This window comes from Williamsia herbipolensis (genome assembly GCF_000964005.1).
GTDB lineage: Bacteria > Actinomycetota > Actinomycetes > Mycobacteriales > Mycobacteriaceae > Williamsia_A > Williamsia_A herbipolensis.
Genome location: NZ_JXYP01000028.1, coordinates 77893 through 97728, shown reverse-complemented (window position 1 = coordinate 97728; position 19836 = coordinate 77893). Strand labels below are relative to the sequence as shown.

Annotated in this window: 18 protein-coding genes and 1 pseudogene; 6 read left to right on the top strand and 13 right to left on the bottom strand. The window is 69.5% G+C overall.

What is annotated here, in order from left to right; translation table 11 throughout:
* Window positions 1–2: 2 nt before the first annotated feature.
* From TU34_RS15510 to TU34_RS15485, 6 genes are all read right to left on the bottom strand, one after another.
* Window positions 3–767: an HNH endonuclease gene (locus tag TU34_RS15510; protein WP_052688967.1), complete on the bottom strand. Its 765-nt coding sequence runs from the start codon at window positions 765–767 to the stop codon at window positions 3–5.
* 630 nt (window positions 768–1397) lie between these two features.
* The gene (locus TU34_RS15505) at window positions 1398–1901 is read right to left on the bottom strand and encodes a MarR family winged helix-turn-helix transcriptional regulator (protein WP_045823841.1); all 504 of its coding nucleotides are present in this window, start codon (window positions 1899–1901) and stop codon (window positions 1398–1400) included.
* Window positions 1902–1933: 32 nt separating this feature from the next.
* The gene (locus TU34_RS15500) at window positions 1934–2641 is read right to left on the bottom strand and encodes a uracil-DNA glycosylase (protein WP_045823790.1); all 708 of its coding nucleotides are present in this window, start codon (window positions 2639–2641) and stop codon (window positions 1934–1936) included.
* Between the two features lie 30 nt (window positions 2642–2671).
* Window positions 2672–4864: an RNA polymerase recycling motor ATPase HelR gene (gene helR / locus TU34_RS15495; protein WP_045823789.1), complete on the bottom strand. Its 2193-nt coding sequence runs from the start codon at window positions 4862–4864 to the stop codon at window positions 2672–2674.
* 134 nt (window positions 4865–4998) lie between these two features.
* Window positions 4999–5259 carry an HAD-IA family hydrolase gene (locus tag TU34_RS24350; protein WP_045823788.1) on the bottom strand — a complete coding sequence of 87 codons (261 nt, stop codon included), beginning with the start codon at window positions 5257–5259 and terminating at the stop codon, window positions 4999–5001.
* 215 nt (window positions 5260–5474) lie between these two features.
* Window positions 5475–6620, bottom strand: coding sequence for a citrate/2-methylcitrate synthase (locus TU34_RS15485; protein ID WP_045823787.1), 1146 nt, complete (start codon window positions 6618–6620; stop codon window positions 5475–5477).
* Window positions 6621–6727: 107 nt separating this feature from the next.
* Between TU34_RS15485 and TU34_RS15480 the strand changes: the two genes are divergently transcribed.
* The 3 genes and pseudogenes from TU34_RS15480 (at window position 6728) to TU34_RS15470 (ending at window position 9938) form a co-directional block, all read left to right on the top strand.
* Window positions 6728–7957 (top strand): citrate/2-methylcitrate synthase, encoded by a 1230-nt coding sequence (locus TU34_RS15480; RefSeq protein ID WP_045823840.1) that lies wholly within the window; start codon window positions 6728–6730, stop codon window positions 7955–7957.
* A gap of 30 nt (window positions 7958–7987) precedes the next feature.
* A pseudogene (locus TU34_RS15475) lies at window positions 7988–9375 on the top strand (amino acid permease).
* Window positions 9372–9938 (top strand): hypothetical protein, encoded by a 567-nt coding sequence (locus tag TU34_RS15470; protein WP_045823786.1) that lies wholly within the window; start codon window positions 9372–9374, stop codon window positions 9936–9938. Before TU34_RS15475 ends, TU34_RS15470 begins: the two are co-directional and overlap by 4 nt.
* A gap of 15 nt (window positions 9939–9953) precedes the next feature.
* On the opposite strand, the gene TU34_RS15465 is transcribed toward TU34_RS15470, so the two are convergent.
* The 7 genes from TU34_RS15465 to TU34_RS15435 are packed head-to-tail and all read right to left on the bottom strand — an operon-like array spanning window position 9954 to window position 18290.
* Window positions 9954–10481 carry a hypothetical protein gene (locus tag TU34_RS15465; protein WP_045823785.1) on the bottom strand — a complete coding sequence of 176 codons (528 nt, stop codon included), beginning with the start codon at window positions 10479–10481 and terminating at the stop codon, window positions 9954–9956.
* Window positions 10482–10528: 47 nt separating this feature from the next.
* Complete coding sequence (locus tag TU34_RS15460) at window positions 10529–11719, bottom strand: endonuclease/exonuclease/phosphatase family protein (protein ID WP_045823784.1); 1191 nt, start codon at window positions 11717–11719, stop codon at window positions 10529–10531.
* Between the two features lie 35 nt (window positions 11720–11754).
* Complete coding sequence (locus TU34_RS15455; RefSeq protein ID WP_238981338.1) at window positions 11755–13779, bottom strand: neutral/alkaline ceramidase; 2025 nt, start codon at window positions 13777–13779, stop codon at window positions 11755–11757.
* The gene (locus tag TU34_RS15450) at window positions 13776–15086 is read right to left on the bottom strand and encodes a D-arabinono-1,4-lactone oxidase (RefSeq protein ID WP_052688966.1); all 1311 of its coding nucleotides are present in this window, start codon (window positions 15084–15086) and stop codon (window positions 13776–13778) included. The genes TU34_RS15455 and TU34_RS15450 overlap by 4 nt, the downstream gene beginning before the upstream one ends.
* Complete coding sequence (locus TU34_RS15445) at window positions 15083–16306, bottom strand: alanine racemase (protein WP_045823783.1); 1224 nt, start codon at window positions 16304–16306, stop codon at window positions 15083–15085. Before TU34_RS15445 ends, TU34_RS15450 begins: the two co-directional genes overlap by 4 nt.
* Complete coding sequence (locus tag TU34_RS15440; protein WP_045823782.1) at window positions 16303–17565, bottom strand: MFS transporter; 1263 nt, start codon at window positions 17563–17565, stop codon at window positions 16303–16305. Before TU34_RS15440 ends, TU34_RS15445 begins: the two co-directional genes overlap by 4 nt.
* Window positions 17562–18290, bottom strand: coding sequence for a TetR/AcrR family transcriptional regulator (locus tag TU34_RS15435; protein ID WP_238981337.1), 729 nt, complete (start codon window positions 18288–18290; stop codon window positions 17562–17564). The genes TU34_RS15440 and TU34_RS15435 overlap by 4 nt, the downstream gene beginning before the upstream one ends.
* Here TU34_RS15435 and TU34_RS24110 point away from each other — a divergent pair.
* The 3 genes from TU34_RS24110 to TU34_RS15425 are packed head-to-tail and all read left to right on the top strand — an operon-like array spanning window position 18289 to window position 19822.
* Complete coding sequence (locus TU34_RS24110) at window positions 18289–18675, top strand: RNA-binding S4 domain-containing protein (RefSeq protein WP_203225473.1); 387 nt, start codon at window positions 18289–18291, stop codon at window positions 18673–18675. The genes TU34_RS15435 and TU34_RS24110 overlap by 2 nt on opposite strands.
* Window positions 18676–18704: 29 nt before the next feature.
* Entirely contained in the window at window positions 18705–19268 is a 564-nt protein-coding gene (locus TU34_RS24105; RefSeq protein WP_238981336.1) for a DUF3558 domain-containing protein, read from the top strand.
* A gap of 20 nt (window positions 19269–19288) precedes the next feature.
* Window positions 19289–19822 (top strand): DUF3558 domain-containing protein, encoded by a 534-nt coding sequence (locus TU34_RS15425; RefSeq protein ID WP_045823836.1) that lies wholly within the window; start codon window positions 19289–19291, stop codon window positions 19820–19822.
* The last annotated feature ends 14 nt before the right edge of the window (window positions 19823–19836 follow it).

The following is a 19836-nucleotide window of genomic DNA, read 5'->3' as shown; positions in this document are numbered from 1 at the left end:
CGCTAGGCCGCCATCGGTTCCATGATGGTCAAAGTTCTTCTGTTGTATGCGGGTAGCGGGGTTCGGCGTGGGTCGACGCTGGTCGGTGGGATGAGCCAGGGGTGTCGGTCGTGGCCCATGACGATGTCCCAGCCGGCGGTGTGGACGGCGGTGTGGCACGACCGGCAGAGCAGGCATCCGTTGTCCACGACCGTCTTCCCGCCGTCGGCGTGGTGAGCGATGTGGTGGACGTCGCACCACGCCGCGGGTGCCCCACACTTCACGCAGCCTCGGTCGCGGGCGAGAACGACTTTTCGGGCGTGGCCGGTGAACAGTCGTTTGTCGGCGGCGACGGACACCGGGGCACCGTTGAGGTCGACCCCGATGCCCAGGAGTGTCGCGTCGCAGGCGAGGAGTTTGGTCGTCAGGTCGCTGATGGGTCCGAGCCAGTTCAGTCGTGCCGGGTCGGGCCGGTCGAGAGGGACGGTGACGACGAGTTCGGTCGCGGGCGCCCCGGACAGCGCATCGGGTGCGAGGTTGCGGGTCGCGAGTTCCACGAGTTGAGCGAAGCTGTCGGCTCGCCGCCGCGCGGCGGTTCGTACGTCGGGGCTTCCGTCGGGGCTCGGTCGGGGTCGTGAGGCTCTGTCGAGGGCGGTGATGAGCCGTTCGCCGGTGGCGACGTCGAGGTCGAACTCACCGCGGAGCCTGCCGTCGTCGCCCTGGCTGTAGCTCAACTCGTTCGACTCTGGGTTCTCGGCGACCGGTATCTCCGGTGCGACGCGCGACATGATCGATCCCGCGGGCGACCGCATCGAGATGTTCGGCCGACAGGCCACCGTCACGCGAGTGTCGATCGAGCACCGGTAGGACCTCCGCGGCCCGTCCGAGGCGGATCAATCGTGACGCCACGGCCGGCGCGACACCGTTGGCGGCCAACAGTTCTCGCAACGACATCCCACAGTGTGTCGCAACCCCGACACGCTCGGCCTGTGACGTCAACCGCGCCAACACCCCATCGACCACCGCCCGGAGAGCGACGGCGCCACGGATGGCGGCGACGATCTCGCGGTCGACGTCGGCGACAACTGTTCCTTGTGAACCGAACTCGTCGACCAATCGGTCGGCGAATTCGATGAATGATCCCCCGGTCATGCGTCAAGCGTACATACGTTCGAACAGGAGCGCAAGGGTGGAGTCAGCGAATCAGGTTGACAGACAATCGGATTGAGTGTGGTCGACGCCCCTGATCATCACGCTACCGCACGGCACCGACACGAATCGGGAGTCAGTACCGCGTCATCCACAGGCTGCGCAGGACATCGGCCCGATCGATGCGAATACCTGCCCGGTCGATGCCGATGAGTGCACGTTCGACGGACCGTGCTGGTGGTGCCGAACGAGTCAGTCGGTCAACGGGATCAGAAATCGCCGGCCGAGCGGCGGAGCGTCTCGATGGCGTCGACCAGGGCGCGCGACTGGTCGGCGGGGAGCCCGATGTCGGCGAAGACGTCGTCGTTGAGGGTGTTCGTGGCCTCTTCGACGGTGGAGCGCCCGATGTCGGTGATGCGCACGAGGGTGGTTCGGCCGTCGGTGGGGTGGGGGATGCGCTCGACGAGGCCTGCCGATTCGAGACGCCGGATGGCGTGCGTGACGCTGGTGACGTGCACCTGCAGCCGCACACTGGCTTTGGTGATGGGCAGTGCGCCGGTGCGGCTGAAGGCGAGCAGTCGCAGCAGTTCGAAGCGGGAGAAGCTCAGATCGAACGGGCGCAACGCGGCCTCGACGCGCGCGAGCAGTATCTGGTGGGCGCGCATCACCGACGTGACGGCGACCATCCCGTCGGCGACGTCGCCCCATCCGGCGTTCGACCAGTTGTCGCGCGCCTTCGCGATCGGGTCGAAGGTGGGGCCGTCGGGGGACATGTCGTCATTCTCCCCGACGGCGCCCTCCGGCGTCACAACCCGGCGTAATCGGCTGCCTCGCGTAACACGGCCTCGAGCATCGCCGGCGTGAGCCGACCGGTGAAGGTGTTCTGCTGGCTCACGTGATAGCTGCCGAACAGACGGAGCGGGGGCAGGCCGTCGCCGGCGAGGTCGACCGACACGCCGTGACCGAACACCGGCCGCGGTACGGGTATCGCGTAACCGTGCTCGCCCAGCACGGTGAGAGCGGCCCGCCATCCGAAGGCGCCGAGCGACATCACCGATCGCACCGTCGGGGCGAGCAACGTCAGTTCCGAGTGCAGCCAGTGCGAACACTCGTCGCGTTCGGCGGGCGTCGGCTTGTTCGCCGGGGGAGCGCAGTGCACCGGCGCGGTGATCCGGGTGCCGCGCAGGGTCAGTCCGTCGTCGGCGGAGACCGACGTCGGTTGGTTGGCGAGGCCCACCGCGTGCAGCGCCGCGAACAGGACATCCCCGCTGCGGTCGCCGGTGAACATCCGACCCGTGCGATTGGCGCCGTGCGCCGCCGGTGCGAGCCCGATGATGAGGAACGCGGCGTCGGCTGGTCCGATGCCGGGTACCGGCCGGCCCCAATAGGTCTCGTCGGCGAAAGCGCGTCGCTTCTCGCGGGCGACGCGCTCACGCCATTCGACCAACCGCGGGCACGCCCGACACTGCGTGACGGCCGCATCAAGGGCGGCGAGGTCGCGGAAACGAGTCACACCCCGACGCTACGCCGCGCGGCAGCACCCTCAGGGTTCGTCGCTCAGGATGACCAACCGCTGCGTCGCCCGGGTCATCGACACGTAGCGGTCGACCGCGCCGCCGATGCCGTCGCCGAACGACTCGGGTTCGACGAGCACCACCAGGTCGAACTCCAGACCCTTGACCAGCTCCGGCGGCAACGACCGGACCCTCGCGGTCCCTGGGAACGCCGGGTCGCCGATGACGCAGGCGACACCCGTCTCGTGCTCGGCCAGCCATGCCTCGACGATCAGGTGCAGCTCTCGACGCGGCCGGTGATCCACCGCGATGCCGTTGCGGCGGATGGAGGTCGGGACGTTCGCGTCGGGCAGCGCTGCGCGGATCGCGGGCGCGGCGAGGTCCATCACCTCGCCCGGGGTGCGGTAGTTGATGCGCAGCGACGCCGACTCGACGCGATCGAGACCTATCCGTCCGAGGCGCTGCCGCCAGCTCTCGGCGAACCCGCCGCGAGCCTGTGCCCGATCCCCGACGATCGTGAAACTCCTCGACGGACAGCGGGAGACGAGCATCCGCCACTGGGCGTCGGTCAGTTCTTGCGCCTCGTCGACCACGATGTGCGCGAACGGGCCCGCCAACCGGTCGGGGTCGGCCGTCGGGCGGGCGGCCTCGTCGATGAGGACCTCGTGGAGATGACCACCGCGCAGCATCGTCACCAGACTCGTGCTGTCACCGTCGCCGTCGGAGTCCCCGCCGTTGGTGTCCGCGCTGTCGGCGGCGATGAGGTCGTCGACCACGGCGGCCCTGCGCGCGCGTTCGGCCTCGATCGCGCCGCGTTGTGACGACCGACGCCGTGACGCCTCGGGATCGCCGAGTCGACGCCGCGCGGCGTCCAGCAGGGGGAGATCGGCGTCGGTCCACGGCCCGCCGGCCGTTCGGCGCACCGCGGCGAGTTCCTGCGCGCCGAGCCACGGAGCGCACGCACGGAGGTATGCCGGCACCGACCACAGATCGCCGACGAGATCGGCCGCTTCGATCATCGGCCACGCCCGCACGAGCGTCGAGGTCAGGTCACGGTTGCGCTGCAACGACTTCCGTAGCTCCGCCGGCGGCACGTCGTCGACAGTGGCCCCGACGATGTCGACCAGTGCATCCCAGATGCTCTCGTGCGCCTCGTTGTGCGGTGTGCCCCGCTCCACGGCGTCGAACGCGGCCGCCCAGTCCGACGGACGCAATCGGACATCGCCCCACTCGGTCTCGACCGTCATGCCCACGGTGGGTGGATCCTCGTAGAACGCCACCGCGGATTCGACGGCGTCGAGCATCGACAGCGACGACTTCACCCCGACCGCAACGGGATCGGCCTCGACCTCGGCTTCGGCGCCCTCGGCGACCAGATCGCGCAGCGTCGCGGTCTGCACCCCTTCCTCGCCGAGGCTGGGCAGGACATCACCGATGTACGCGAGATACGGATCGTGGGGACCGATGAAGAGCACCCCGCCACGGTGGTGGCCGAGCCGTGGATCGGAGTAGAGGAGATACGCGGTGCGATGCAGCGCCACCACGGTCTTGCCGGTGCCCGGCCCACCGTCGACGACGAGTGCACCGCGCGACCCCGCGCGGATGATCGCGTCCTGATCGGCAGCGATCGTGCCCAGCACGTCGCGCATCCGCGGTGATCGGTCCGCGCCGAGACTCGCGATGAACGCGGACTGATCGTCGAGCGTCGGCTCCGGGTGACCACGCTCCGCACCGTCGGCGAGGAACACCTCGTCCCAGTAGTCGGTGACCCGCCCCAACTCCCATCGGAATCGACGCCGTCGCGCCAGCCCCATCGGCCGGGCATGGGTGGCACCGGAGAACGGTTCGGCGGCGGGTGCGCGCCAATCGAGCAACAGGGTCCGCCCCGACTCGTCGGTCAGTCCGAGTCGGCCGATGTAGACCGGCTGCGGATCGTCCTCGGCAACCATATGGCCGAGACACAGATCGATGCCGTAGCGACGCAGAGTCCGCACGCGCGCGGTGAGGCGATGGATCTCCATGTCGCGATCCATCGCCGCGCGTCCGGTACCACCCGGACTCGACCGCAGGACCGCGAGCCGACCTGTGAGCTCGGTGATCGACGCGTCCAGCGTGGCCGCTATGTCCGCGAAGTGCTGCTCGTCGCCGCGGATGAGACACGGATCGGCCTTCGCGGCGCGGCTGTCGGGGAGGGCGAACGCGGACAGGGTCGGCGAAGGCACGTGAGGGTCTCGATTCACTCGATCGGCGGTGTGGCCAGCGAGTATGCAACGAGCACAGGGTCTTGCGGCAAGACCCCCACTGCGCTATATCTTGAGAGTGGAAGGAGGCGTCACGCCGCCGATCCACTTCCACCTCATTCGAGTTCCCGCACAGTCCTTCCCCACGCCACGATCTCCGGGTCGGTCAGCGCGTGGGTGACGAAGTCCGCGGACAGTGCCTTCCCCGCCTGTGAGGGCACCGCGATCACGAAGGCCCCCGCCGTCTGCGCCGCAACCACACCCGTCGACGAATCCTCGAGGGCCACACCGTCCGACGGTCGAGCGCCGAGCCGCTCGAACGCCACAAGGTAGGGCTCGGGATGAGGTTTGGCGTGGGCGACGTCGTCGGCGGTCATCGAGACCTCGACGTAGCTGTCGAGGTGCGGCGGGGACCGATCGTCCGATGAGCATGTCCTTCTCGGCCGGCCCGAATTCGTGGCCGTGCTCGGCGAACAAGGCTGCCTCGGCACGTGACCAGCAGCTCTCGGTGTCGAGAAGCAGACCATCGCAGTCGAACACGATCGCGCTCACCCGCGGTGGCAACGTCATGGCCGCATCGTATCGATGTCGGTCAGCTCACGAGCTCCACCACCTCCGGTCCCACGTACGTCGCGCGGGGTCGGATGATCTTGCGGCTCTGGGCCTGCTCGAGGATGTTGGCGCACCAACCGACCACCCGGCTCATGGTGAAGGTCGGTGTGAACATGGTCCGCGGTATCCCGCAGCGGTCCATCACCACGCCCGCGTAGAACTCGACGTTGGCGTACAGCGGACGGTCGGGATGCGATCGGGCCAACTCCGACACCACCGCGCGCTCCACCTCGACGGCCAGGTCGACCGTGTCGCCGCCGAGGCCGATCGCGATGTCCCGCAGCAACTCCGAACGGGGATCGACGGTGCGGTACACCGCATGACCGAAACCCATGATCCGTGCACCCGCCGCCATCTGCCCACGGGCCCATTCGGTGGCCGCCTCGGCGCCACCGGTCAGCGCGATCTCGTCGAGGGAGTCGAGTGCGCGGTCGGGTGCGCCGCCGTGCAGCGGCCCGGAGAACGCGCCAACGGCGCCGCAGACAGCGGACACCAGATCTGCACCGGTCGAGGCGATCACGCGGGCGGTGAAGGTCGACGCGTTGAAACCGTGGTCGATGGTCGCGATCAGGTACTGCTCGACGGCCCGGGCGTGTTCGGGTGTGGGCACCTCGCCGGTGATCGTGTGCAGCCAGTGGGCGGCGGTGTCGAGATCGTCGCGGGCCGGCACCGGTTCGTCGCCGTTCGAGATGCGGTGCAGGGCAGCCAAAATGGTCGGTGTCACCGCGCAGACCCGCAGGGCATGCCGGACGCGCGTGTCCGGATCGGCGTCCCACAGCGGTGCCATCCCCTCGAGCTCGGCGAGCGACGACAGCACGGTACGCAGGCCGATCAGCGGCCGACGACCGCCACCGGTGGCGGCGACCACTCGGATCACCGACATCAGGTCGTCGCCGATCGTGCGCAGGGACCGCACCTCGTTCACGAAACGGTCGAGCTCGTAGGCCTCAGGGAGGCGACCGTGGACGAACAGGAACCACACCTCCTCGAACGTGCGGTACCGCGCGAGGGAGACGGCGTTGTACTGCCGGTACTGGTAGAAGCCCTCCTCGCCGCGCACATCCCCGATCTCGGTGTGTGCCACCGACACATTGGACAGACCCGGTTCGGCCACGATGACGCTCATGATCTCTCGTTTCTCCTCGACTGCTCAGGCATTCTGGCCCTACATTCGACGCACGAGGCATGCCGGTCAATGTTGATCGGATCAACATCGACGAAGGAGGTCCGACCGTGGCACGACGCCATCCACACCGGTGGCCCACGGCCATGCGACATGACGGCCGCGACTACCTGACCACCGCTCAGGTGGCCCGCGCGCTGGGGATCAAACCTGCGTCGGTGTACGCGTACGTCAGTCGCGGGCAGCTCGAGAGTGTCCGCATCGCGGGCATCCGCGGCAGCCTGTTCGCTGTCGGCGAGGTCGAGGCCCTGCGCCGCCGCACCCAGCAACGGCCCCCGGCCGGGGTCGTGGAACGGATCCGCACCGAGATCACCCTGCTCGCCGACGACCGCCTCTACTACCGCGGGCACGACGCCACCGAACTCGCCTTCACCACGGACTTCCTCGAGGTCGTCGACCTCCTCTGGGGCACGACGACGACCGGGTTCGGTCGTCCGGCGGCGCAGGCCGTCACCCTTCCGACCCTGCCCGGAGCCGGTCGGCGACTGGACCGGATCCGGGTCACCGTCGACCTCCTGGGAGCCGCCGACGGATCCCGTGGCCGCATCGGTGCCGACGACGTGGCCCACAAGGCAAGGGGCGTCATCGACGCCGTCGTGGACACCCTGCCGATGGTGGCCGAGACAGCTGGGGGTTCGACGGTGGCACAACGCTTGTGGTGTCGGCTGTCGCCCATGGCGCCGACGGCCCCACGGATCCGGCTGCTCAACGCCGCGCTGATCCTGCTCGCCGATCACGACCTCGCCGCGGGCACGGTCGCGGCCCGTGTCGCGGCCAGTGCACGCGGCAGCATCTACGCGGTCATCTCGGCCGGACTGGGTGCGTTCGACGGGCCCCTGCACGGCGGAGCGACCACCCTGGCCTACGACTTCCTCGCCTCGGTGCTCGCCGATGCCGACGGGCCCGAGCATCGGGTCGCGGAGTACCTGCGGGGTCACGACTTGCCCCCCGGATGCGGACACATCGTCTATCGCACGCACGATCCGCGCGCCGACGCACTACTGCGAGCACTGGAGGCCGAGGGTGGTCGCCGCGACGTGGTGGCGGCCGTCGATGCGGTGCGCGCGGGCGTCACCGGGCGCCCCCGGGGCTTCGTCAACTCCGATCTCGCGCTGGCCGCGTTCACGCTGCGATACCGCATGGTGCCCGACGCCGCCGAGACGATCTTCGCCATCGCTCGTATCGCGGGCTGGGTCGCCCACGCCATCGAGGAGTACCGCGCACCGCGGCTGCGATTCCGGCCCGAAGGTGTCTACACGGGCGTCCGACCCGCGACGTGACGCGCATCACCGCGCCGTTACCCTTGCAAAATGACCTCGAACACGGTCGACGAGATCGACGACGGCTACCAGCGCGGCCTCTCGGCCCGCACCGTGCAGATGATCGCCCTCGGTGGCGCCATCGGGACGGGCCTGTTCTACGGCGCCGGCGGCGCGATCGAGGACGCCGGCCCGGCGCTCATCCTGGCCTACCTCGTGGCCGGACTCGCGATCTTCGTCGTCATGCGCGCCTCGGTGAGCTCCTCATCTACCGACCGGTCGCCGGGTCCATCTCGGAATACGCCCACGAATTCCTCGGCCGGTATCTGGGTTTCACCAACGGGTGGACCTACTGGGCGGTGTGGACCACCACCTGCATGGCCGAGATCACCGTCGCGGGCAAGTACGTCAACTACTGGTTCCCGTCGATCCCGGTGTGGGTGACCGCTCTCGTCGTGCTCATCGCGCTGTTCGCGGCGAACCTCATCTCGGTCAAGGTGTTCGGCGAGGCCGAGTTCTGGTTCTCCATGATCAAGGTCGCCGCCATCATCGCGATGATCGGCATCGGCACGCTGGTGCTGCTCCCCATCGCGGGGATCGGCCCCGAGACGGGACCCTCACTGACCAATCTCTACAACGACGGCGGCTTCTTCGCGACCGGGTTCGGGTCGGCGCTCCTGAGCCTGCAGATCGTCGTGTTCGCCTACGTGGGAGTCGAACTCGTCGGCGTCACCGCGGGCGAGGCCGCCAACCCGAAGGTCACCCTGCGCAAGGCGATCAACACGCTGCCGTTCCGCATCGGCCTGTTCTACGTCGGTGCGCTCGTGGTCATCTTGTCGGTGCGCGGATGGCGCGAGTTCTCCGACGGCAACAGCCCGTTCGTCGAGGTGTTCGGCTACATCGGCATCCCCGGCGCCGCGGGCATCGTCAACTTCATCCTGCTGACCGCTGCCCTGTCGTCGTGCAACTCCGGCATCTACTCGACCGGACGCATGCTGCGCAGCCTGTCGCAACGGGGTGAGGCGCCGGAGAAGCTGTCGGTGATGTCGAGCCGCCAGGTACCGATCGGCGGCATCGTCCTGTCGGCCGGTGTGATGGTGATCGGCGTGATCGTGAACGTCATCAGCCCCGATCGCGCGTTCGCCTACATCACGTCGGTCTCCACCGTCGGCATCATCTTCGTGTGGAGCTCGATCCTGATCAGCCACATGGTCTATCGCTCACGGGTGGCGGCGGGAACGGTCGAGGCGTCGGACTACCGCCTGCCCTGGGCGCCCGTCAGCACCGTCATCGCGCTGGCGTTCTTCGCCATGGTGGTCGTGCTGCTGTTCTTCAGCGACTCGGGCCGTATCGCGGTCGTCGTCGGCGCGATCTGGTTCGCCGGGGTCACCGTGGGCTATGTGATCTCCACCCGCCGAGGCGCACGCACCGCGGCGTGACCGTTCTCCGCGCCGAGGGCCGGATGTGGCGGTCGCTGTTCGGTTGGGCGCGCGCGGATCGGCCTGACGGTGTGCGGACGTTCGGATACGGACGTCAGGTGCGGCCGCTTCTCTACGCCGTCGCCGCCCTGGCGATCGTGGAGGGTGTCGTCATCGACTTCCTGATCGGACTGTTCACCGACTCGGTGACAGCGACCATCGTCGCCGCGGCCATCCACGTGTATGCACTGTGCTGGTTGCTCGGCATCGTCGCCTCGTTGCGCACCAGACCCCACGAGATCGGTGACGGACGGATCAGGCTGCGCAACAGTGTCTTCTCCGGTCTCGACATACCGGTGTCGGCGATCGAGACCGTCGAGGTGTGCCGTGTCGACGGCTCCGGGTTCTCCGGCGTCGAGGTCGACGAGGACGCGCGGACCGCGACCCTGCGCCACGGCGACGCGACGGTGCGCCTGCACCTACGGAGCCTCGAGATCGCAGGCGTGGGTGTCGACCGCCTCGACGTGACGGCCGCCGACCCCGGCGCCTTCGTCCGTGCCATCCGCCACACACGCACGCAGTGACCGACGCCGGTCCGATCAGGCAGGGTGCGTCGAGCGTGCCTCCGAGGAACGGTCCCGGATCAGCACGCCGATGTCGTCGATGAGCGTCGTCATCATCTCGACGTAGCCGGACTGCTCCGGCCCGAGATCGGCGAGCGCACCGGCGAGCGCACCGGCGCGCGCCCGCGCGGCGTCGAGGTGATCGGCCGCGGCATCGAACGATCCGAGCCGCCGGAGATTGTCGGCGATGTTGAGGTGCAGCGACGGATAGAACGCCGCCACCTGCAGGCTCACGTGGTGCGCCTGCGCGCGCGAGTCGTCGAGGACGTCGGCGGCGTCGAGCGCACGTACATCCCACATGAGCGCCTGCGCCGGATCGTCGACCATGTCCGCGATGTAGTGGGCGAGCACGCACCGGTGGAACGGGTCACCACCGGAGGTGATCTCCGCCCACAGGTCGACGAGGGTGTCGCGGTGGCGGGGGTCGCCGTCGACGCGATGCGCTCCGACCGCGGCGGTGATCCGATCCAGGATCGGGTCGGTGGAGGGTCCCGGTGTGGTCATCGCGCCATCGTGGCAGCCTCATCGGACATCGACGCCGACCCTGCGATCTAGATCCGTAGGTCGACCCACACCAACCGGTGATCGCTGCTGACGGTCGGCGGCATCAGTTCTGCGCCGGGCTGCCCGGGAGCGGGCCAGAAGACCGCGGCACCGGCCACCGGGAGATCCCTCGACGGCAGGACGTAATCGACCCGCAGGTTGCCGGGAACCGGGTCGGAGAAGTCCGCGGTCCGCAGCTGGGGCGGCGTGCGGTGACCGGTCTCGCCGACCGAGGCGACCACGGCACCGGCCGAGGTGGGCAACGGGTCGTGCACCCGCGGCAACGACAACACCTGGCCGATCGCCCCGACACCGGGTCCGGGCGGCCCACCGTCGGCGGGGTCACTGTTCTGGTCGCCGACCATCACGAACGAGGCGCCGGATTCGAGACCGCCACGGCGGCCGGCGTCGTCGCGGATGTACTGCGCGCGTGCACCTCCGGCGATGTAGTCGGCGGAGAACCGCACCTCGTCGTGGTTGCGACGTCCGTTGCGGTCCTCGGGACCGTCGAAGCTCGGGGGAGTGGGATGCGACGCCAGCAGGTGTATCCGGCGACCGTGGACGTCGATGGGCAGATCCCAGTGCGACTTGCTCGACAACCGCAGGATGCCGGCATTTGCGCCGTAGTAATCGCGTGGGATGAGGTTGCCCGGCTGGTCTTTCCAGAGGAAGTTCCGGAACGTGCGCACCTTCGCGGTGTCGATGGGGAATTTCGAGAGCACGAGCATCCCGTACTGGCCGGGGAAGGCCCCGAACCCGTAGGCGTCGTCGGGGCCGTCGGTGCGACCGTCGCCGTTGAGATCACGGCCGGTCGGCACGCCGGTGTTGACCGGCGCGGTGTACATGAAGGGATAGTCGACGGGTGTGTGCCCGTTCTGCGACCGCTGGAGGTAGTTCGTGGTGAACGCCTTGGCGGCCTCGAGGCCCGGGTAGTAGTCGAACTCGTTGAGCAGCAGGATGTCCGGATGGTTGATCTGGACGATCTGCGCGATGACCTTCGCCTGGGCGTTGGTCCCCGATCGGAGGTCGGTCAGCAGGGCGCCTGCCGAGCCGCGGTTGAGGCTCGCGTTGTACGTCGCGACGCGCACCGTGGACGCCTCCCCGGACGATCCGAACCCGGGTGCGGCCACGGCCGGGGTTGCCGTCACGGTGCCGAGAGCGACGACGAGCGCGGCCAGGAGGGCGGTACGCATACGCATCCGGCGAACATTAGCGGCGGTCAGCGAACGGGAGGTCACGCAACGGTGAACTCCCTGCTCGTCCCGGTGATCGGTGTGACCGCGCCGCTCGCGGCCCTGCGGTTCCCGAAGTAGCGGACGCGGAACCGTCCCCGCGTGCCCTGGGGAACCGTCCATCGCACACTCACCACCGATGCCGTCGCCGATCCGGCGGGTCGCCGCCAGTGGAACTCGGTGCACCAGTCGTCGTCGTCGAACACCCGCGTCCACCGACCGTCGACGGATCGCTCGATCGCGAGGTAGGTGTCGTCGGTGCGGAAGTCGTTGGTCGGGTGCGCGCCGACGAAGTCGGTCACCACCGTCGACCCGGGGGAGTACGACGCCCGCGGCGCGGTCAGCACGTCGCCGAACCGACGGCCCGTGACGGCGGTGTCCGGTGGGACGGCGGGCAGCAGATCGGGTTGGATCGAGGACTTGTCCAGCGGTGCCGGACCCCGGCCGATCGCCGACCCCGAGGCCATCGATCGCGCCAGGCGGTCGAACTCCTGCAGGTAGGCCGACAACGTCCACCGGCCGAACTGGGTCTCGCCGCCCTCGTACTGCTGGGCGTCGTACTCCTCGGGCGTCGTGACGTACTGGCTGTAGCCGTTGGCGTAGCCCTGCAGGAGCACGTCGTCGACGTCGACGCCCAGGGCGGTCGCGACGGTGCGCCGCACCCGTAGCCCGGCGACGATCGTGAACTCCGCTGCAGCGCAGGCCAGCACGAGATCACCGATGCGCATGAGCTGGATGGGCAGGATCTGCGGGATCCACGGCCACGGCGGCAGCAGCCCCAACGGCGCCACGATCAGCTTCGGGGCCTGGATGTCGCGCAACGACGGCGGGATCGGTGTCCTCTGGCCCTCGTCGAACAGCGGCACGGGCAGATTCCAGTTGTCCTCGCGACTGGTCCCGAACGCGGCGGCACCCATACACGCCGCACCGGTCCGCGCCGGTCGGCCGTCGGGTGTGTAGCGACCGTCGATCGCGACCGCGGCGAGATCGACGTAGGTGACGGCCGAGGCGACACCGCTGCGCGACATCGTGCGGGCGCCGCCGAGGGCCGTCGCGCCGGCGCGGTGTTGCCGATCTCCGATGATGAGGCAGTTCGTGCGGTTGTCGGCCGTCGGACCGCCCGGTCGCAACGGACGCACCCACAGGTTGGGTGTCATGTCACCGGCGTTGGTCTGCGGGAACGATGCGATCACACCGGGGTTCTCGGTCTCGGCGCGGTAGCTGGCGTATCCCTTGTTGTCGCCGGAGATGAGGGTGTTGCGGTCGGTCAGCGAGGTGCCGTGGGTGGCGAACCAGGTGATGTGCCCGATGTCGGTGCCGTCGTCGCGGCGCAGACGTAGCGAGGTGACGGCCGGGTCGATGGCACGGGGGAAGACGCGTCGATCGGAGGCGGGGTTGCGGTCGAACGCGATCCGCGACCGGTTGGCGCTCGCATCGCCGAGTTCGGTGCGGCCCAGCGTGATCGAGCCGGGCGCGAGGGCGGCGTGGGCCCGCTCGATCGCGGTGACGATGCCGTCGACCTCGGCGCGGTACGACCGCTGCTTGAAGCCGTATGCGGCAAGCGTGTAGGCGTAGTCCCAGGCCGTCCCGCCGCACGAATTGTGGTTGTGCGTCGCGTTGAGGTTCACGTTGCGCTCGGTGTAGACGCCGCCGAGACGCGTTCGCAGCGCGGCGATCACGCCGATGTGCACCGACTGGAACAGGCACGCGATGTCGACGTTGACGAACGCGATCCGCTCACCGGTGGCGCGGTCGACCACGATGTACGCCCGCGCCCAGCACCGCGACAGCAGCCCGGTCGACACCTGCTCCTGCTCGGAGTACCCCATCATCCCCTGACCGGCGACGGCGCCGGTGACGTCGGCCTTCCCGGCCCCGACGAGCAGCCCGGTCACCGGCGTCGCGGCAGCGCGGCCGGCCACCGAGCCGGCGGCGCCGATCGCGGCGCCCGCGGCGAGGCCACCCAGAACGGTCCTGCGTCGGATCCCGGTCGACGAGGTCTCGCCGGCGCTCATCTCGGGGGTCATCGGCCCAGAACTCCTGTCAGGTGATCGTTGGCGAAGACGCGGTCGGGATCGAACATGTCACGCACGGCGAGGAATTCGTCGAAACGGGGGTACACCGTGCGCAGGTCGTCGGCGGTGCGTGTGTGCATCTTGCCCCAGTGCGGTCGCCCGTCGCGGGCGAAGAGGATCTTCTCGACCTCGGTGAAGTAGTCGTCGGGGCGGTCGCCGTGGAACCGGTGCATCGCGATGTACCCGGTGGTGCGGCCCGACGCCGTCGACAGCATCAACTCGTCGGCCGCGGCGGCCCGCACCTCGATCGGGAACGACACCTTCCATCCCCGTGTCCCGATGAGGTGCCGGATCTCGGCGACGGCCTCGGGGATCTCGGCGAGGGGGATCGCGTATTCCATCTCACGGAACCGCACCCGCCGGTCGGAGACGAACACCTCGTGCGAGGCGTCGACGAACCGCCGCGCCGACAGGGCCCTACCGGCTATCCGCGCCAATCGTGGTGTGAGCGAGGGCATGCGGGCCCCGGCCGAACACATCGCCCCGAACACCCCGTTGCTGAGCAGTTGGTCGTCGAGGTAGCGGCGGACCTTGCCGGGGCCGTGCGCCGGGGTGTCGGCCGGTAGCCGTCGATTGGTCTTGGTGAGCGCGACGTCGGTGTGCGGGAACCAGTAGAACTCGTGGTGGTCGTTGGTCGCGACGGCGTCGAGGAAGCCGCCGATGGCGTCGTCGACGTGCACGGGTCGTTCCACCGCCTCGAGGGCGAACGCGGGGACGCACGCGAGGGTGATGTCGGTGAGGATGCCGAGTGCGCCGAGGCCGAGGGCGGCGGCCTGCAGGGTCGCCCGGTCGTCGTCGGTCACGGTGACCGTCTCGCCGGTGCCGGTGACCAACGTCAGTCCGAGGATCTGGGTGGCGAGGCCACCGAAGTTCCTCCCGGTGCCGTGTGTTCCGGTCGAGGTCGCACCGGAGATGCTCTGTGCGTCGATGTCACCGAGATTGGGCATCGCCAGGCCCAGCGGTTCGAGTAGAGCCGGCATGTCGTGCAACCGAGTGCCCGCGCGCACGGTGACTCGGCGGGTGGCGGGGTCGGCGTGGACGATCCCGCTCATCGCGGTCGTGTCGATCTGGATGTCGCGCGCGACGGCGAGACCGCTGAAGCTGTGTCCGGATCCGACCGCCTTCACGGTGGCCCCCTCCGAGCGTGCGCGACGCACCACCGCCGCGACCTCGTCGGCGTCGGTCACGGGGACCACCTCGCGGGGTGTCACCGCCTGCGTGCGACCCCAGTTCGTCCACGGCACAGTCGTCGTCGTCACAGGAAACACTTCCCCTCACCTCGGTAGGTCGGCACGGTGTCGACGACCTCGTCGTCGTCGACGATCACGATCGCTGCGCAGTGTTCGGCGGGTTCGCCGGACTTGGTGTGGCGGAACCAGACCCGGTCACCGATTGCGAGCGCGTCGGCGGCGTCGCCGCACAGAGGGGTCTGCACCTCGCCGGCCGCCTCGCGGTCGATGTAGGCCAGACCCGGCGGCCACACGGGCAGGGGGAGTCGGTCGGGCGCCGGTGGACCCGATGCGATCCACCCACCCCCGTGACAGGTGACCATGTCCTGGCGCGGCCGGCGCACCACCTGCAGCCCGAACCCGAGTGCGGGTGCGGGCCGGAAATGCGAGTAGGTGTCGAACAGGTGCCCGCCGAAGAACCCACTGCCCGCGGCGATGTCGGTCACCGAAGGGTCGGCTGCGGTCACCTCGAGCGATCCCGTGCCACCTGCGTTGACGAACTCGAGGTCGCAGAGTTCGCCGATCGCGGCGACGGCGGCACCGCGGCGGCGACGCAGTTCGGCCATCGACGCCGTCTGCATCGTGCGGATCAACCGATTGCGCAGAGGTGCGCCGCTTCCCAGGCCACCGGGCGCGGCATCGCCGACCCCGGCGATCTGGGCCTCGTACGACATCACGCCGACCAGGGTCACCCCGGGACGGGCCACGATCGCCCTGGCCAACGCGACCGCGTCGTCGACGCTGTGGACGGGGGAGCGGTGGACACCGATGTGACCGACGAGGGGCGCATCCAGCGAGGCGTCGAGGTCGATGGCGACCCGGATCGGATGTGCACGAACGGGTGCGGCGGCATCGATGAGGTCGAGGTGGTCGGTCGAGTCGACGAGCAACGTCACCCGCGACGCGGCGACCTCGTCGGCGGCCAGGGCCGCGATCGAGGCGCGCCGCGCGGTCGGATACCCCATGAGCACATCGGTCACGCCGGATCGTGTCGCCAACCAGATGGCCTCGTCGATGTCGTAGGCCAACACCCCGGCGAAGCCGTCGCGCGCGAGGATGTCATCGATCACCGACCGCACCCGCAGGGACTTCGACGCGACCCGGATCGGCATACCGCCGGCACGGCGACGCAGGTCGACGAGGTTCGCCTCGAACGCGGCGCGGTCGAGTGCGACGACCGGACCGTCGAGGTGTGCGGTGGCGCGGTCGATCCGGTCCCACTGATCGATGTGGGTGGCGGCGGTGGTCATCGGTCCGACCGGACGCGCAGGACCGACAGTCCGCCTGCGATGCCGAGGATCGCCGACACGGTGAACAGGGCGACGAATCCGCCTGTCGCGGCGACGATCCCGGCGCCGAGGAGGGGGCCGAGCGCCTGGGGTACGGCCATGGCGATGTTCATGATGCCGAGGTCCTTTCCGGTGTGATCGGCGGAGGGGAGTACCTGGGTGGCCAGCGCCTGGTCGACGCCCAGGAAGCTGCCGAACCCCGCTCCGAGCAGGGCTGCGGCCACCATCGTGGTGGGGACGCCGGCCGAGATCGCAATGGCCGCGGCGGCGAGGCCCTGCAGCGCACCCGCGGCCAGCACGAACGGCTTCCGGCGTCCGATCCGGTCGCTGAGGATGCCCGACCCGATGGCGGCCGAGATCACGAACACCATGTAGATCGCGGTGAGCAGCAACAGATCACCCTGCGCGTCGTCGACCCGGAGCCCGAACTGCAGGTAGTAGAGGAGCAGCGAGGTGCCCAGCGCGTTGCCGACGTTGACGAGGATCCGACCGAGCAGTGTCCACCCGAAGTCGGGGTGCTCGCGCGGCGACACCCACAGTTCGGCGACGACACCGGCGACAGTGAGGCGCTCGCGATCCCGGGCCGGGTGCGGGGGATCGTCGACGGTGATCACGAAGGGGAGCACGCACACGACCAGCAGGGCGGCGACCACGAGAGAGCCTGCGCCGGTGGATAGCCCGAGCGCGGAGATCAGTCCGATGCCGACGATGACGCCGATCGCCTGCGGTGCCGACACCCAGCTCGAGACCACCCCGCGCTGCGCCACCGGCACCCGATCGCCGATCAGGGCGGTCAATGCCGCCGACGCGGTGCTGAAGCCCACGATGGCCACACACCAGCAGACGGTGATGCCCACCAGGCCGTGTCGTGTGCCGAGGATCGCCAGGGCGCCGGCGAACAGGAGCACCCCGCCCACGATCCACGGACGGCGGCGGCCGAAGCGGCTCCTGGTGCGATCCGACAGCGCGCCGGTCAGCGGGAACGCGATCAGTGCGAAGACCGCAGAGATACCCGACACGACACCGAAGGTGGTGACGCTGTGCTGCCAGGTGTCGTCGGTGATCGTGTCGCCGATACCGAGTCGGTCGTTGATCTGCTCGGGCAGGGTGAGCTGGAACGGGGTCAGTTGCGCCATCCAGATCCCCAGCCAGGCGACGGCGAACAGTCCGATCCACCGCGCGTCGACACGGGTCGGTGTCGCTGTGTCGGGCCGGGTCACGCCGGTTCCAGGTGGGTGAGCAGCACCGTCACACAGGCGTCGACGATCCGACGGGCGTTCACGAGATCGCCGGTGGTGAGGTAGGCGACGGTGAGGCCGTCGGTGGCCGCGACCACGATGGGGGCGAGTTCCTCGGGCGGGGTGCGCCACCGTCGCCCGGACACCTCGGTCGCGGCGGTCAGCGCGCGGGCGGCGAGCTGGTAGTAGCGCTCGTAGGTCCGCGCGGCCAACGCCTCGAGGCCCGGTGTGCGCCGCGCGTACCGGGCCAGCGCCATCATGGCCTGTTCGCGTGCCGGGTCGGCGACGAGGCTGTCGAGGTATCCGGTCAGGCCGCCGCGCAGGAGGTCGTCGATGTCGGGTCGGTCGGTCGGGTCGGCGCTCGGCGCGCCGTCGGGCGTGGTGAGCACGGCGTGGACCGCGGTGTCCTCGCTCGACAACCCGGCGACCACCAACGCCTCGAGCAACGCCGCCCGCGAATCGAACGCGTAGTGGAAGCTCGCCAGCGACATCCCGGCCTCGGCGCAGATGCGTCGGGTCGTCGCGGCGTCGACACTGTGCTCGGCGACCACCCGGAACGCGGCCGCCACGAGGCGGTCGCGACGTTCGTCGACGGGTACGCGGGCGATGATCGGCTCCTGACGCGCAAGCAAGTGGGTCAAGTGACCCAGTTGCCGTGAACCGTAACCGACGGTGACCGATCGCGCGAGCATTATCGTGGGAGTCATGTCCGGCCCGCCCCCGAGTACGCGTGTCGACAGCTGGATCTGGGCGGTGCGGCTGACCAAGACGCGATCGCAGGCCGCATCGGCCTGTCGTGGCGGGCACGTGAAGGTCAACGGCACGCCCGCGAAACCCGCCCAGCACGTCGCCCCCGGCGACGAGGTGCGGCTGCGGGTCGGTGGCCGCGACCGCATCGTCGAGGTCGTGACCGTGCTGTCCAAGCGCGTGGGACCCCCGGTGGCCGCGGCGGCGATGATCGACCGCAGCCCGCCGCCGCCGCCGCGGGAGGTCCTGGCGTCGATCCCGTTGCGCGAGCGGGGTGCGGGTCGTCCCACCAAACGCGAACGCCGCGACACCGACCGTCTGCGCGGACGCGAGAACTCTCCGTGATCGCAGGCGGCGGCCCTACACTCGGCGGTGTGCACCGACCCCCAGCAGACCCGCGGTCGCTCGTCGCGATCGTGGCCGTGGTGATCGCCGCGGTGGCGCTGCTGGCCGGGTGTTCGGACTCCGGCGACGGAGGCTCCTCGCCGGCGTCGGCGAGCGCGGCCACCGCGGCCGGGACGGGCCCCTTCTTCGGCGAGTGCGGTGGGGTCACCACCGCGGAGGTGTCGCAGATCGTGGGCATCGCAGGACTCACCAACACCACGAACAACTCCTCGGGATGTGAATGGGTCACCAGCGCCGATCAGCTCGGGCCTCAGTTCTCGTTCAACTGGTATCGCGGCAGTCCGATCGGTCGCGAACGCGCCACCGAACAGCTCTCCCGTGAATCCGTCTCCGACCTGACCATCAAGGGCGCCAAGGGTTTCATCGCCTCCGACGTCGGCATCTGCGAGATCGGCATGGAGTTCGGCGGCGACTTCTTCGAGTGGTCGGTCAGCTACGGTCTGCCCGCACCCGGTGAGACCTCGCGCTCCACCGATCAGGTGTGCGGCGCGGCCAAGCAGCTGTCCACGATGTCGATCGAGCGTGCGAAGTGACGCGGCGGACCGTCGCGGTGATGATCGCGCTGCTCGGTGTGTGCCTGCTGGTGTTCACCGGATGCAGCCGGTCGGTCGACGGCACGGCGGTTCCGCTGGGCGGCGGGTCGGGGACCGATCCCGGATCGGTCGACACCGACAAGTACGACGGGCTGACCCTGGAGTGCACCCGGTTGTTGAGCCTCGACCAGATCGCGACCACCGTCGGCGGCACCACCGCGGAGTCGACCTTCAACGGCGCGATCTGCCGATGGGTCGTCACCGGCGCGGTCGTCACCGGCGTCACGTTCAACTGGTTCGAGACCGGCACCGTCTCGGTCGAGAAGGAGACCGCGAAGAAGCTCGGTTACGAGACCGAGAACGTGCGGATCGCGAGCACCGCCGCGTTCACCCAGCGCGATCCCCGGCGCCCCGCCGCGTGCGGCGTGACCGCGAACTCGCCGGCGCGCGGGGTCTACACGTGGTGGGTGGAACCGCGCACGACCGCCGCGGCCGCCGACCCCTGTGCTGCGCCGACCAAGCTGATGGAGCTGGTGCTCACCGGCGGTCAGTGATCACCTGACACAGT